The sequence below is a fragment of the Rhizobium sp. 42MFCr.1 genome, from assembly GCF_000377185.1.
Taxonomy (GTDB): domain Bacteria; phylum Pseudomonadota; class Alphaproteobacteria; order Rhizobiales; family Rhizobiaceae; genus Rhizobium; species Rhizobium altiplani.
Genome location: NZ_KB897818.1, coordinates 141,071 through 154,340, shown reverse-complemented (window position 1 = coordinate 154,340; position 13,270 = coordinate 141,071). Strand labels below are relative to the sequence as shown.

Below are 13,270 nucleotides of genomic sequence, written 5' to 3'. Positions count from 1 at the left end.
ACGTCAATGGATTGCCGCGGTCGCCCGATGGTCGACCGTGGCGGTATCGACGCGATTTGCGAGATCAGCAACATTGAGGACCTCCTCCGCCTTCACGCTGGCGAGAATGTCGCTGCGAAATACACCGTCGAAGAAACCATCCTGCTGGATCAGCGCGACGGAGCCTGCAATGACTGCAGCAACAAGGACGATCGGCGAAGTGTGACGAGAGCTTTCCAAGATCTCTGCCTTCCGTTGGAGCCACACGGCTCTTTCGGGGGGAATGTGCGCCTTCTCGCCGATCCGCAACAGCGCGACCGATCGACACCGACTGTCAACAAATATGAAACAATGCAAAAGCAACTGAAACGACTGGTTGGATTTTTTATTTTGCGCCACTCGCCCATAAGGCGAAATTACCGCAACCCTTCTGCAGCTTCTCAGATAAAAATCAATACGATAAGCAAATAACGCAGAATAATGGATAAATTTCACATGTAATCATTGGTATATCCTCTCTTAATCATTTCCCAATATTTCTTAGCTATCAAATTAAAGACTGCATTTGACATTCAATTGAGGAGTAGTCGCATGACGACGGCCGCAGCGCCAACGAGGGCGCAGGTTCCCGACGTGGCAGGTCAGATCACGTTCGCCATGCGCTCCATGGGCGTCGCACCGATCCCTCGGAACTACGAACTCTTTTACGAAGCCTATATCGGCTCCAACCCGGCGCTGACACGAGATCTTGCTGCGCTCGGCAGTCAGGCGACGCAGGAGGAACTGGACGCGCTCGGGGCGCAGTATTTTACGCACAGCCCTGCCCGCGTGTTCGACGACGCGCACGGTCGCATTGCCGCCGAGCTCGAGACGCTGCTGCGCGTGCTGCGCCAGGAGCAAATCTCGCTGGAGAGCTACAACAAGCTGCTTGGCGAAACCTACAAGCGGATCAGCTCGAAGAACCATACCAGCGTGGAGCTTATCGAAAACGCCCTCAGCCTGCTCACGCAGGCAACCGGCGACACCATGGCGCACGGCGAACGCACGGTCGAGAACGTCGTCCAGCGATCGCAGGAAATGGATCAGGTCCGCAAGGAGCTTGACGAATACAAGCGTATCGCCAACACGGACTCATTGACACGCCTGTCGAACCGCCGTGCATTCGACGATCGCCTCGCCGCCGTCTACAACAATCCGGCCATGCGGCCCGTCACTGCGCTGGTGCTCGCCGACATCGACAATTTCAAGAAGATCAACGACACCTACGGTCATCCGGTCGGCGACAAGATTCTCGCCACGGTCGCCTCGGTCATCCGCGCCAACGTCCGCCGCGACGTTTTCGTCGCCCGCACCGGCGGCGAGGAGTTCGCCCTCATCATAGAAGGCAACACGGCCGACGAAGTCATGGGGATGGCCGAGCGCATTCGTCGCACGCTGGAAACGACGCCCTTCACCAACTCGCGCACCAGAATAAACTACGGGCCGGTCACGGTATCGGTCGGCGTCTGTATGGCGTCCTACGCGGAAGACGCCGGCGACCTTTACCACAGGGCCGACGTTGCCCTTTACGGCGCAAAGAATTCCGGCCGCAACTGCAGCGTCCTCTTCGAAGACGGTATGCAGAAGGACTTCACGAAGAGCTGGCTGATCTACAAGGGATAGACCCTGGCAAGCAGCGTCTTCGCCTGCCTGTCGATGAGCTTGATTGCCGCAATCGCCCGTCGCCATCGCAATGGACCGCGATTTGCGCGGCCCTCCTTCCTAAGAGGTGGGCCTGCCAATCCTACGCGGAAGCCTACCACATCGTCCTGGCGGCACGCTCCGGCCATTCTCGGTCATAGGTTTCGTAGTCGAAATCCCCTGTCGCCGCCTTCAGCATCAAACCGGGCGTTGGCAGGCTCTTCGGATCGATGAAGGTTGCCGGATTCCACAGCTCCGAACGGATCAGCGCACGAGCGCATTGGAAATAGACCTCGTCGATCGTAATGACGATCACCGTACGCGGATGCTTTCCGTCCATCACGAAGCTGGACAGGACTGCCTCGTCGTTCGTCACGACACCACGCCCGTTAATACGCATGGTGGTGTTCGAACCGGGAATGAGGAACATCAGCGCCAGGCGTGGATCCCGCACGATGTTGGAGAGCGAATCCACCCGGTTATTGCCGCGCCAGTCAGGCAGATGCAGCGTCCGGTCGTCGACGATGCGCACGACGCCGCCGATATCACCGCGCGGCGAACAGTCGAGGCCTTCGGGTCCCACCGTCGCGAGTGCCACGAAGGGCGACGCCTCGATCATCTCGCGATAGAGCGGCGTCAGATAGTCCGTCACCTTGGCTACGGATGCCTGCGTCAGCCCGCCAGCGTAGATCGCTGCGAGTTCCTCTACCGTTTCAATGATTTTCATGACTGTCCTGCCGCTTTTTATCGTGGCGGCCTTTAGCTGCCTAACGTGACGTTACAATGATACGCGCCGCGCAGGAAGAGCGAAAAGCGGAATGATCTCAGCATCCTTTCCGGAATCGTCCTCCGCGAGAAAACCCGTAATCGCATCGAGAACCGACCGCGCCGCCACGATGCGACGGTGCCCGAAGCCATTTGCCCAGTGGAGCCGCACGGCATTGCCTGCGGCCGCGTAACGCCGAGCGTGATTGGCACTCACTTCCTTGTCGTCCTCCGCGTGCACGATCATCACTGGCCGCTGGATCGCGCCGGCCGCCCCGCTCGCATCGAACGCCTCCAGTCGCCGACCGGTGACACGGTGCACCTCGTTCTCCAGCGCCTGCTGTGCCGGGCGCCTAAGCCCGATCAGCCTGCCGAAATCCTTGAAGAGCCAGTGCATTTCGCTTGGCGAGCCGATCAGCACCAGCTTTTCCGGAAGCACGGCAGACTCGCCAGGCAACATGCCTGCCGCGGCCACCATCAGCGCGGCGCCGCCAAAGGAGTGGCCGATCGCGGCATCGAACGCACCGAATCGACGCTCGGCCGCGGCGATCGCCTTCACCGCCATGCCCATGTGGAGCATCCTCCCCGCCGCGCGGCCATGACCGGGAAAGTCGACCGCGATCACTTCCGCGCCGGTTGCCGCCAAGGTCGTCGCGATGTCGGCCATGTAGGCACCGCTCGATCCCCAGCCATGGGTCACAAGATAGCGCGGGCGCCGTCCCAAGGCGCCACCGTTCAGCCGATAGGCATGCGCCCGTCCGCCGCCGGCCAGACGAAGCGTGAACCGCTCCGCTCCGGCAAGCTTTGCCGCGCCGGCCGCATGTGCTGCTTTCGCCTTCTCGCCCTTCGGCCTTGTCGAGGGTGTTACGCAGAACAGGCGGAACGCCGCCGTCCCGGCGAGGCGCGGCGAAACCGACTGCAGCAGGGAAAAACCGAGGCGGGTGACCTTCAGCGCAAAGTTTGTCATAGTGGGAATCCAATAATGTTCAACACTGAACAATAAAGTACAACAATGAACAAAAATCAATCCCTGCCCTGGGATCATCCGCGTTTTCGCAGCTGGATCGCTGTTGCCCGCGCCTGCCAACTCATGCAGCAGTCGCTCGGTCGCTCGCTATCCGAACTCGATATCAAGACCCCGCACCTCGATATTCTGATCAATCTCTATCGCTTCGAGGGCATCTCGCAGCAGGAACTCGCCCGCAAGCTGCTGGTCGGTCGCTCGAACATGAGCATGCTCTTGCCGCAGATGGAGAAGCGCGGGCTGATCGAACGGCGCGGCGATGAGAAGGACAAGCGCGTACTGCGCCTCTTCCTGACGCCGGAAGGCCGGAATGTCACGGAGAAGGCCATGGTCATCCAGACCGACCTCATCGAGCGGGTGCTTTCGCCCGAGCCGATCGAGCAATGCATGGCGATGGCCGGATCAATGGAACGGATCATCCGGGTCCTGCAGCAAGACCTTGTCGACGAAGACTGATCTCAGTGAACGGTGTGGCCGACCGTTTGCCCCGCAAGGGATTTGTATTCCCACGCGGCCACGATGATCAGCACCAGCATCGCGAGGATACCGGCAAGGTAGACCTCGATGAACGGCGCAATGAAGGCGAGCAGAATCAAGAGCACAAGGCCGGCCAGATGCGACAGCGGCATACGTCCGCTGGTCGCCCCTTTGAACCAGAGATTGCCGGCAAGAAACAGTCCGGAGCCACCGAGTACGGAGGCCATCACGCCTAGATTGCCAGTCTCATGCGGATGCGAGAACATGAACTCGACGGCGACGGCGTGAACGATGATGCCCGCCAGGATCGGGATATGGGCATAGGTGAACGCCAGCCGTGCCAGGCTTCCCGGCGTTTCGTCGTGTTCGATCCGATGCGCCGCCCGCTCGTGGCCGAAGCGGAAATAGAGCCACCACATCGCCACCGTCCCCGCGAATCCAGTCCCGAAGACGACCGCCGTCAATGGCGAAAACGGCATTTCCGAGAAAGTCCGCCCCGACACCAGCACCGCCTCGCCAAGGCAGATGATGACGAAAAGCGCGCAACGCTCGGCCATATGCGCGCCCGACACGTCCCAGTCCGCGGCGGTCGATTTGCCAAGTCCCGGGACGGTAAAGCCGCTCGCCGGAGCGGCATATTCGATAGCAAGGGCGATGAGCCATGCGATCAGTCGCGCCTCGTGTTCCAGAAGGCCGCCGGCGATCCAGAAGACGCCGGAAAATATTAGCCAGCTACTGATGCGCACGAAATTTCGATACTTCAAGGCGTCCGACTTGACCGCATAGCACGCAAACAGCGATCGACCGACCTGCATGAGCACGTAGGACCCGGCAAAGAGCAGCCCCTTGTCGCCAAAAGCCTCGGGGATAGACGCGGAAAGAACCAGGCCAAGCAGCATCAAGACGACGAGCATGCCGCGAACCGCCATCTTGTCGGGGTCGAGCCAGTTTGTAACCCAGGTCGTGAATATCCACACCCACCAGACGGCAAAGGTCATCAGGCCGGCTTCAAGAGCGCCGAGCGGCGTATAATGCGCCGCGAGGGCATGCGAGAGCTGCGAGATCGAGAAGACGAAGACGAGATCGAAAAACAGTTCGAGGAAGCTGACCCTGCTTTCACTCGGACTGCCTTTGGCGCGCAGCCAGTTTCGCTTGCTCGTTCCCGCCATGCATTTCCCCCTTGCGGCAATTGTCGCTTAACGCGGCTTCTCTGAGGTGTCGCGGCTCATGCCCTTTTCGCGCAGCTCTTCTTCATAGGCCGAGAACAGCTCCTCGCCGCGCTCGCCGAGCTCGCGCAGATAGGTCCAGGTATAGATGCCGGTATCATGCATGTCGTCAAAGCCGATGCGCACCGCATAATTGCCGGTCGGCGTCATGGAAATGATCGCGACATTGCGCTTGCCGGGAACGGTGACTTTCTGCCCGGGCCCGTGCCCCTGCACCTCCGCCGATGGCGAAAGCACCCGCAGCATCTCGGCGGAAAGATCGAAACTCTGCTCGTCGTTGAACGTCACGACGAGGTGCTGCCGGTCTTTTGAAACTCTGAGTTCAGTCGGCCAGATATCGGTCATGATCCCATTCCCCTTCAAAATCACGAGTAGGCAATGAGGCTTGCCGAGGCAAGCTCAATTTACCGTGCGTAAGGGGCGTTTCCCTTGACGCGGCAATGGCATATACGCACATTAGTAGCATTGCGGAGGTATTCGTGAACAGCAACGTCGGAACGACAGGCAACGCATCGCCACTGGTTGCAGAGACGAAACCGATGATCGACCCGTTCAAACGGGCCGTGACCTATCTGCGTGTCTCCGTCACCGACCGCTGCGACTTCCGCTGCACCTACTGCATGGCCGAGCACATGACCTTCCTGCCGAAACAGGAGCTGTTGACGCTCGAGGAATTGCACCGGCTCTGTTCCGCCTTTATCGCCAAGGGCGTGCGCAAGCTGAGACTCACCGGCGGCGAGCCGTTGGTGCGCAAGAACATCATGTATCTCGTGCGGGAACTCGGCAAACAGATCGGCTCCGGCCTCGACGAGCTGACCCTGACCACCAACGGCTCGCAGCTTTCCCGCTTTGCCGGCGAGCTCTATGATAGCGGCGTGCGTCGCATCAACGTCTCGCTCGACACGCTTGATCCCGACAAGTTCCGCCAGATCACCCGCTGGGGCGATTTCCACAAGGTGATGGAAGGCATCGAGGCGGCCCAGAAGGCCGGCCTCAAGGTCAAACTGAATGCGGTAGCACTGAAGGACTTCAACGACACCGAAATGCCGGAGATGATCCGCTTCGCGCACGGCCGCGGCATGGATCTCACCGTCATCGAAACCATGCCGATGGGCGAGATCGAGGAAGACCGGACGGACCGCTACCTGCCGCTGTCGAAGCTCAGGGCCGATCTCGAAGAACGATTCACCTTCTCCGACATCGGCTACCGCACCGGCGGTCCGGCACGCTATGTCCAGGTGAAGGAAACCGGCGGCCGGCTCGGCTTCATCACTCCGATGACGCATAATTTCTGCGAGAGCTGCAACCGCGTCCGACTGACCTGCACCGGCACGCTTTACATGTGCCTTGGCCAGAACGACGCCGCGGATCTACGCGCCGCCTTGCGCGCCACCGAGGACGACGGATTGCTCTATGCGGCGATCGACGAGGCCATTTCGCGCAAGCCCAAGGGCCACGACTTCATTATCGACCGCACCCACAATCGCCCTGCCGTTGCCCGCCACATGAGTGTCACGGGCGGGTGACACCCGCGGAGCTAGGGCAGCTTACGTCCGGTTGATCGAAACCCCGCCATCCGCCAGCATTGACGTCCCGGTCACAAAGCTCGCCATATCCGATCCCAGGAACAGTGCGGCCTTGGCGATCTCCTCCGGCCGAGCCAGCCGTTTCAGCGCGTGCAGGCCATGGATGAAGGCGACGAGCTGCATGTCGGGATTCTCGAAATTCGCCGGGTTCAGCGCGGTGTCTGTGCCCCCGGGCAACAGCGCGTTGACGCGGATGTTTTTCGGACCGAGCTCGGCGGCAAGAACCTGCACCAGGCCGGTCAGTCCCGCCTTGCTTGCCGCATAGGCACCCATCCCAGGCATTCCTGCCGTGTGACCGACGAAGGTCGAGGTGAAGACGATCGACCCGCGGCCGCGGGCGATCATTGCTGGCACCTGATATTTCGCTGCCAGAAATGCGCTGGTGAGATTGACCGCCAGCATTTCGTTCCAGCCATCCAGCGACAGGTCAGCCACCGGCGCCGATTCGCCGGCGCTGCCGGCGTTGTTGAAGGCAACATCCAGACCGCCGAAGCGTTCGACCGCCACTTCGACCAGCCGCCAGTTCAAAGCCTCGTCGCGCACGTCGCCGGCAACCGCAACCGCCTCGCCGCCCGCATCTCCGATCTCTTCGACCAGCATGCCAAGCTGAGCCTCGCGTCGCGCCGCGACGACCAGCCGCGCGCCTTCGGCTGCAAAGAGCTTGGCGGCCGCCCGGCCGATGCCGGAGCTCGCGCCGGTTATGATCGCAACCTTGCCATCCAGATATCTCATGTCGGAACCTCCGCTTGTTGTTCGCGGTATCCCAATCCCAGACATCCTGGCGCTCAGCCACCCGTTTCCTGCCCGTGTCGGCGCGCGCCCTATTGTGCACTGCGCAATCGAATTATTTCGGGTGTGTCTTTCGTTCGATACCCATGGCGCCTGGCACGCTCTAAGAACACGTGTACGAGAATCGGAATATCGACATGCCGCGGTCCCGCAACACCCAGGGCGCCATCTACATGAGTTCGGCCATGGCCGGATTTTCCTGCAGCGACGCACTTTCCAAATCAGTTATCGCTTACATGAATGCCGGCCAGATCATGTGTCTGCGCGGCCTCTTCACCAGCATCTTCGTCTACTTCATCGCGCGCCACATGGGTGCCTTGCGATCGTGGCGCATCATCCTCAAGCCCATGATCATCATCCGCGTCATTTGCGAGATATTGGCAGCGGTGACTTACATTACGGCGCTCGGAATGATGCCGATCGCGAACGCATCGGCCATCCTGCAGTCGCTGCCGCTGGTCGTGACCTTCGGTGCGGCGCTATTCTTCCGCGAACCCGTCGGCTGGCGTCGCTGGTCGGCCATTCTCGTCGGCCTGATTGGCGTGCTGATCATCATTCGGCCGGGACCGGACGGTTTCACGGCCGCAGCTCTCCTCTGCGTTGGCAGCGTCCTCACGACGGCCGGCCGCGACCTCGCCACGCGCGGCATCGCCCCCGAGATCCCGTCACTGATGATCACAGTGGTGACGGCCGTCTCGGTAACGGTCGTCGGTGCATTGCTGACGCCGCTGCTGGGAGGATGGGAGCCGGTTAGCGTGACTTCGCTTTCGCACCTGCTGCTCGCCGCCATTCTCGTCCTGGTCGGCTATCAGTCGGTCATCATGGCGATGCGCACCGGTGAAATCTCTTTCGTCGCACCGTTCCGCTACACCAGCCTTATCTTCTCGACATTGCTGGGCTTCGTCTTCTTTGCGGAGTTTCCCGATGTCTGGACGCTCGGCGGTGCGGCTATCGTCATAGCGTCCGGCCTCTACACGTTCTATCGTGAGGCCAAGCGCCATGTACCGCCGGTCGCCCAGGAGTCCGAGCCGAGAACCCCCGTCTGAGGCAACCATGAACGATTTTGTGCTGCATAGATCCAATATTCCGGGTGTGGTCCTGGCGGGAGGACGCTCTTCGCGCATGGGCCGCGACAAAGCCTCCGTGCGGCTCGATGGCCGCACGCTGCTGGAGCGCGTCATCGAACAGCTCGAGCCGCAGGTGAGCACCCTTGCCGTCAACGCCGACGCAACCCCGGAAAATTGCCGGCATCTGTTCATTCCTGATATAGTTCCCGGCAAAGCGGGACCAATGGCCGGCATCCATGCAGCGATGACCTACGGTGCATCGCTTGGGGGTGTCACACACGTGGTCACGGTTTCTGTCGACAGTCCATTCTTTCCGAGCGACCTCGTCGATTGGTTCGCTGGCGTCATCGATTCACCTGGCAAGATTGCCATCGCCGCCTCCGAGGGCCGCAGCCATCCGGTGTTCGGCCTGTGGCCCGTCAGCCTTGCCGATGACCTGGAATCCTGGATCGCAACCGACGAAAAACGCCGTGCGCGCGACTTCCTTCTACGGCATGACGTTACGGAAGTTGCCTTCCCGCTGCGCCCGACGCGGGCGAGCCTCCTCGATCCGTTTTTCAACGTCAACACGCCGGACGATCTCGCCGAGGCGGAGCGCTGGCTCAAGGTCATGGTATGATGGAGAAACCGAAGGTCTTTGGCATCGCCGGCTGGAAGAACTCGGGCAAGACCGGTTTGGCGGTCCGCCTCGTCGAGGAATTCACCCGCCGCGGCTACCGCATTTCCACCATCAAGCATGCCCATCATGACTTTGACATCGACAAGGTCGGTGCCGATAGCTACCGCCACCGACAGGCCGGCGCTCACGAAGTGACCATCGTCTCCGGAACGCGTTATGCCATCATGCACGAATTGCGCGGCGCCCCAGAGCCGACATTCGACGAAATTCTTGCCCGCATCGCGCCCTGCGACCTTGTCTTGATCGAGGGCTACAAGCGCGAACCGATCCCGAAGATCGAGGCGCGGCGGCTCGAATCCGCCAACCAGGAACCCCTCGCCCCGACGGATCCCCACATCGTTGCCATCGCGGCCGATCACCCGATCGCCGAAGGCTTTCTGCCGGTATTCAACCTCGATGACACCCAGGCAATCGCAGACTTCATTTCCGGAATAGTGGAGCTGCCTGCAAAGTAGGAAACGTTACGACCTCGAAGCTGGTGCGCTCGCGCCAGAACCGCAGAGCGCGCAAACGAAAGCCGCCGGTCTCCCGACGGCTTCCGATCAGTTTCGATTATCGGCTCGCGGAGGCGACCGGGCGTACCAGCGCCGTCACGCGACGGATGGTGACGCGGCGGTTTTCCTGGTTCGGCCCCTGCGTGTTGACCTTGAGGTAACGTTCGCCGTAGCCCTGCGTCGCCAGGTTTTCGGGCGGGATGCCGTAAACGTCGGTCATCACATTCGCCACCGATTCCGCGCGTTGGTCCGAGAGGACGAGGTTGCTCTGGTCGGAGCCGACCGCGTCCGTATGGCCTTCGATCAGAAAAGTTTCCGACGGATCCTTCCGCAACACCTCGTTGATCGCATCGGCGACCTTGCGCAGGCTGCGCGCCTGGCTCATCGGGATCTCGGCACTCCCCGTCGCAAAGGTGATCGTATCGAGATCGATACGGCGAACCTTGTCGCGGATACGCGCCGAATACTTCACCTCATCCAGCGAATAGACACGCTCCACGGGCTCCACCGGCGGCTCGCGCAGGAAGTCGTAGTAGTCGCGATCGTCGTCGCTGCTCGTGTCCATGATGTAGTCACCGAGCGGAATACGCAGGCGCATCGGCGGCAGGTCGCGGCCCGGATCTTCGAAGTAGCCGCGGTCCGGATCTTCGTAGAGACCAGGCGAATAGTAGAGCACGGACTCGCGCCCGCCATTGTCAATGCGCGACCGCTGGATGATGTCACCATAGCGGTTGCGGATCGTCACGATCTGATAGCCGTCACGGTCGATCGTCTCACGGTAACGGTCCCGCGGCAGCTGCTCGTAGGTCGGCCGCTCGCCGTCACGCAGGAAGCGCCGGTCGTCATCGCCGCGAACGATCGTCTGGTTGTTGATCTGGATGATCACACGATTGTCGTCACCACGCTCGCCGAAGCGCGCGCCTTCCGGCCGCTCGAACTGCGGACGCCTGTCGAGACGCCGACCCTGTTCGCTGGTCACGGCTTCGATCTTGATCGGAGCAGCCTTTGCGCCCTCGGTTATGATCTGGGCCTCGGCGTCGGTTTTTGGAACCCGGAAATTCTGCTCCTGGCCGCGTTGCCTGTCGCGGTCACGACGGGACTGGATGCCCCCCGAGCGGTCGGCGTCCTTGTCGCTGTCGAGAACGGCGGCACCGTTTTCAACCGGCAGAACGACGGTTTCCGTGCTCTTGCTCGGGTCCGCGGCAATCTCCTTGCGGCGCTCGAGTTCCTTGGGCGTGATTTTCTCCGGAGCCGGGATAACCTGCTCGGCTTGGCCCACTGCCGGCTGATCGGTCGGCTGCGCCGGAACCTGTTCACCCTGCTGCTGAGCCGGTGCTTGCTCGCCCTGCTGAGGTGCTGGAACCTGTTCGCCCTGCTTCAGGATCGGCTGCGTGCCGCCAGGCTGGGCCTCCGTCGCCGGCTCCTGCGCGGGAACGGGCGGCTTCTCGGCCGTCGGCGCCTCTACTGGAGCAGGCGCCTGTTCCGCGGCTGGCGCCTGCGCTTCAGCGGCAGGCTTCTTGCGCGGCTTCACCGGCTGCTCAGAGCTTTCGGTCGCCTGCTGCTTGCCTGCCTTCCTCGTGGGCTGCGGCGCTTCGCCCTGCGGCTGAGCCTGCTCCTGCTGCGGGGCGACCTGCTCGGTCTGCGGCTGCGGCGCGGCCTCCTGCTGAGGTTGCTGCTTGTCGCGCTTGTTGCGACGCGGCTTTTCCTGGCTTTCGACAGGCTGCTGTTCCTGGGCCGCCGGGGCTATCTGCTCCTGCGGAGCCGCGGGCTCAACCTGCTCAGCGGCCGGCTGCCGCTTCTTGCGCGGCTTTTCGACAGGGGCTGCTTCCTGCAACTGCTGTTCCTGGGCCGGCGCTATCTGCTCCTGCGGAGCCGCAGGCTCTGCCTGCTCGGCGGCCGGCTGCCGCTTCTTGCGCGGCTTTTCGGCGGGGGCTGCCTCCTGCAACTGCTGCAGCTGCTGTTCGACGACAGGCTCCTGCTGTGGCGCGGGCTGTGCCTCTGCTGCCGGCTCACGCTGCTTGCGTGGCTTTTCGGCAGGCGCATCCTGCGATTGCTGTGGCTGCTCCTGCTGGGCGGCCGGCGCCTGTTCTTCACCGCCGCCGCCGTGCTGCTTGTGGTGCTTCTTCAGAATCTCTTCATCGGAGGGCGCATCCTGCGCAACCTCGAAGCTGCCCGCGACCGCTTGCGGTGCTGTCTGAACCTGTTCAACGCTGGCAACTGCGGCAAAGGATTGCACTGGAGGCATCACAAGCGACAGCGACAACAGTGGAAAGGCGGCACTTGCAAACAATCTGGATTTCATTCCCATAAAGGGGCTCCTCGTTGACTTCATTTTCTTGGGACGCGGTCGTGGCCACGTCCGATTTTGGGGCACCCATCCGCGGCGAAAACCGCGGGGGGACTGCATTTGTTCCACGAGTCTTAGGAACTGCAGCATTAACCCGGTATGAATGTGGCAGTGCGGCATTGTTCATCTTCGACATAGTTGATCGTTCGCCACACCCCTGCGATTCCAGTTGCAATTCCGCCGAAAAAGGTTTGAGTATCGCGCCAAGGCCGTGCCTTGCACCGCCCTGCTCAGCCGCCGTCCAAAAGAAGAACACGAGCGGCAGCACCAACAGAGAGGACTAACATGCGTATCTCCACCCGTATTCTTGCCGCCGCTTCCGTCGCCGCGATGTCTCTTTTCGCAGGCGCCGCCATGGCTGATGGCGAGAAGTATGTCATCGGAACAGACTCGACCTACCCGCCCTTCGAATACGTTGACGCCAGCGGCCAGTTCCTCGGCTTCGACATGGACATCGCCCGCGCGCTCTGCGCCGAGATGAAGGCCGACTGCACCATCGTCAGCAGCGACTGGGACGGCATCATTCCCGCCCTGCAGGCCAAGAAGTTCGACATGATCATCTCGTCCATGTCGATCACGCCGGAGCGTTCGAAACTCGTAGACTTCACCAACAAGTACTACAACACCCCGCCGGCAATCGCCGTACCGAAGGATTCGACCGTCACCGACGTGGCCGGCCTGAAGGGCAAGACGATCGGCGCGCAGACCTCCACCACTCACTCGAACTACGCTGAAAAGCACCTGCCGGATACCGAGCTGAAGCTCTACCCGACGGCAGACGAGTACAAGCTCGACATCACGAATGGGCGCGTCGACGCCGTCATCGACGACATCGTCGTGCTGTCGCAGTGGGTCAAGTCGGATGCCGGCGCATGCTGCAAGATCCTGACGCCACTGCCGGTCGACAAGGAAATCAACGGCGTTGGTGCAGGCATTGCCGTCCGCAAGGGCGACGACGCGCTGCGCGAAAAGCTGAACACCGCGATCGCCGCGATCCGCACCAGCGGTGAATACAAGAAGATCCAGGACAAGTACTTCGACTTCAACGTTTACGGCGAATAAGAAAAGCTGTAGGTCGCTGATAAAGCTGATGGCGGAAGGCTTGCTCTTCCGCCATTTTTGTTTGACAACGATAGAAAGATCAAAGCGGTAGAAAC

General features: G+C 61.4%; 14 protein-coding genes. 7 read left to right on the top strand and 7 right to left on the bottom strand.

Annotated features, from left to right (window positions below; translation table 11 throughout):
* Positions 1-3 precede the first annotated feature (3 nt).
* Positions 4-474 carry a hypothetical protein gene (locus C934_RS35465; RefSeq protein WP_245267896.1) on the bottom strand — a complete coding sequence of 157 codons (471 nt, stop codon included), beginning with the start codon at positions 472-474 and terminating at the stop codon, positions 4-6.
* 96 nt (positions 475-570) lie between these two features.
* Here C934_RS35465 and C934_RS0100810 point away from each other — a divergent pair, with 96 nt between their 5' ends.
* Positions 571-1,641, top strand: a complete 1,071-nt coding sequence (locus tag C934_RS0100810) for a GGDEF domain-containing protein (RefSeq protein ID WP_018854814.1) — start codon at positions 571-573, stop codon at positions 1,639-1,641.
* A 133-nt stretch (positions 1,642-1,774) separates the two neighbouring features.
* Here the strand turns inward: C934_RS0100810 and C934_RS0100805 are convergent, their stop codons facing one another.
* Together C934_RS0100805 and C934_RS0100800 are read right to left on the bottom strand one after the other, a co-directional pair.
* Complete coding sequence (locus tag C934_RS0100805) at positions 1,775-2,386, bottom strand: pyridoxamine 5'-phosphate oxidase family protein (RefSeq protein WP_018854813.1); 612 nt, start codon at positions 2,384-2,386, stop codon at positions 1,775-1,777.
* Between the two features lie 51 nt (positions 2,387-2,437).
* A complete protein-coding gene (locus tag C934_RS0100800; RefSeq protein ID WP_018854812.1) occupies positions 2,438-3,391 on the bottom strand; it encodes an alpha/beta hydrolase in 954 nt (317 codons plus the stop codon).
* 45 nt (positions 3,392-3,436) lie between these two features.
* Between C934_RS0100800 and C934_RS0100795 the strand changes: the two genes are divergently transcribed.
* On the top strand, positions 3,437-3,904 hold the full coding sequence (locus C934_RS0100795) for a MarR family winged helix-turn-helix transcriptional regulator (RefSeq protein WP_018854811.1): 468 nt from the start codon (positions 3,437-3,439) through the stop codon (positions 3,902-3,904).
* Between the two features lie 2 nt (positions 3,905-3,906).
* On the opposite strand, the gene C934_RS0100790 is transcribed toward C934_RS0100795, so the two are convergent.
* Positions 3,907-5,094, bottom strand: a complete 1,188-nt coding sequence (locus tag C934_RS0100790; protein ID WP_018854810.1) for a low temperature requirement protein A — start codon at positions 5,092-5,094, stop codon at positions 3,907-3,909.
* Positions 5,095-5,121: 27 nt separating this feature from the next.
* Positions 5,122-5,496, bottom strand: coding sequence for a gamma-butyrobetaine hydroxylase-like domain-containing protein (locus C934_RS0100785; RefSeq protein WP_018854809.1), 375 nt, complete (start codon positions 5,494-5,496; stop codon positions 5,122-5,124).
* A 134-nt stretch (positions 5,497-5,630) separates the two neighbouring features.
* Between C934_RS0100785 and moaA the strand changes: the two genes are divergently transcribed.
* The gene (moaA, locus tag C934_RS0100780; RefSeq protein ID WP_018854808.1) at positions 5,631-6,677 is read left to right on the top strand and encodes a GTP 3',8-cyclase MoaA; all 1,047 of its coding nucleotides are present in this window, start codon (positions 5,631-5,633) and stop codon (positions 6,675-6,677) included.
* A gap of 21 nt (positions 6,678-6,698) precedes the next feature.
* On the opposite strand, the gene C934_RS0100775 is transcribed toward moaA, so the two are convergent.
* On the bottom strand, positions 6,699-7,469 hold the full coding sequence (locus C934_RS0100775; protein WP_018854807.1) for an SDR family oxidoreductase: 771 nt from the start codon (positions 7,467-7,469) through the stop codon (positions 6,699-6,701).
* A gap of 194 nt (positions 7,470-7,663) precedes the next feature.
* Here C934_RS0100775 and C934_RS0100770 point away from each other — a divergent pair, with 194 nt between their 5' ends.
* Genes C934_RS0100770 through mobB form a run of 3 tightly spaced genes read left to right on the top strand, consistent with a single transcriptional unit; the run spans position 7,664 to position 9,727 of the window.
* Positions 7,664-8,572 carry a DMT family transporter gene (locus tag C934_RS0100770; RefSeq protein ID WP_018854806.1) on the top strand — a complete coding sequence of 303 codons (909 nt, stop codon included), beginning with the start codon at positions 7,664-7,666 and terminating at the stop codon, positions 8,570-8,572.
* A gap of 7 nt (positions 8,573-8,579) precedes the next feature.
* On the top strand, positions 8,580-9,212 hold the full coding sequence (gene mobA / locus C934_RS0100765; protein WP_018854805.1) for a molybdenum cofactor guanylyltransferase MobA: 633 nt from the start codon (positions 8,580-8,582) through the stop codon (positions 9,210-9,212).
* Complete coding sequence (mobB, locus tag C934_RS0100760) at positions 9,212-9,727, top strand: molybdopterin-guanine dinucleotide biosynthesis protein B (RefSeq protein ID WP_018854804.1); 516 nt, start codon at positions 9,212-9,214, stop codon at positions 9,725-9,727. Before mobA ends, mobB begins: the two co-directional genes overlap by 1 nt.
* A 97-nt stretch (positions 9,728-9,824) precedes the next feature.
* Here mobB and C934_RS0100755 read toward each other — a convergent pair whose 3' ends face one another.
* A complete protein-coding gene (locus tag C934_RS0100755; protein WP_018854803.1) occupies positions 9,825-12,074 on the bottom strand; it encodes an OmpA family protein in 2,250 nt (749 codons plus the stop codon).
* A 324-nt stretch (positions 12,075-12,398) separates the two neighbouring features.
* On the opposite strand from C934_RS0100755, the gene C934_RS0100750 reads away from it, so the two are divergent.
* Positions 12,399-13,175, top strand: a complete 777-nt coding sequence (locus C934_RS0100750) for an ABC transporter substrate-binding protein (RefSeq protein ID WP_018854802.1) — start codon at positions 12,399-12,401, stop codon at positions 13,173-13,175.
* Positions 13,176-13,270: the final 95 nt, after the last annotated feature.

What these genes read in the sequence shown, in the direction of transcription:
- C934_RS0100810 (WP_018854814.1), top strand. Translation starts at nt 571, where the DNA reads ATGACGACGGCCGCAGCGCCAACGAGGGCGCAGGTTCCCGACGTGGCA.
- C934_RS0100805 (WP_018854813.1), bottom strand. Translation starts at nt 2,386, where the DNA reads ATGAAAATCATTGAAACGGTAGAGGAACTCGCAGCGATCTACGCTGGC.
- C934_RS0100800 (WP_018854812.1), bottom strand. Translation starts at nt 3,391, where the DNA reads ATGACAAACTTTGCGCTGAAGGTCACCCGCCTCGGTTTTTCCCTGCTG.
- C934_RS0100795 (WP_018854811.1), top strand. Translation starts at nt 3,437, where the DNA reads ATGAACAAAAATCAATCCCTGCCCTGGGATCATCCGCGTTTTCGCAGC.
- C934_RS0100790 (WP_018854810.1), bottom strand. Translation starts at nt 5,094, where the DNA reads ATGGCGGGAACGAGCAAGCGAAACTGGCTGCGCGCCAAAGGCAGTCCG.
- C934_RS0100785 (WP_018854809.1), bottom strand. Translation starts at nt 5,496, where the DNA reads ATGACCGATATCTGGCCGACTGAACTCAGAGTTTCAAAAGACCGGCAG.
- C934_RS0100775 (WP_018854807.1), bottom strand. Translation starts at nt 7,469, where the DNA reads ATGAGATATCTGGATGGCAAGGTTGCGATCATAACCGGCGCGAGCTCC.
- C934_RS0100770 (WP_018854806.1), top strand. Translation starts at nt 7,664, where the DNA reads ATGCCGCGGTCCCGCAACACCCAGGGCGCCATCTACATGAGTTCGGCC.
- mobA (WP_018854805.1), top strand. Translation starts at nt 8,580, where the DNA reads ATGAACGATTTTGTGCTGCATAGATCCAATATTCCGGGTGTGGTCCTG.
- mobB (WP_018854804.1), top strand. Translation starts at nt 9,212, where the DNA reads ATGGAGAAACCGAAGGTCTTTGGCATCGCCGGCTGGAAGAACTCGGGC.
- C934_RS0100755 (WP_018854803.1), bottom strand. Translation starts at nt 12,074, where the DNA reads ATGGGAATGAAATCCAGATTGTTTGCAAGTGCCGCCTTTCCACTGTTG.
- C934_RS0100750 (WP_018854802.1), top strand. Translation starts at nt 12,399, where the DNA reads ATGCGTATCTCCACCCGTATTCTTGCCGCCGCTTCCGTCGCCGCGATG.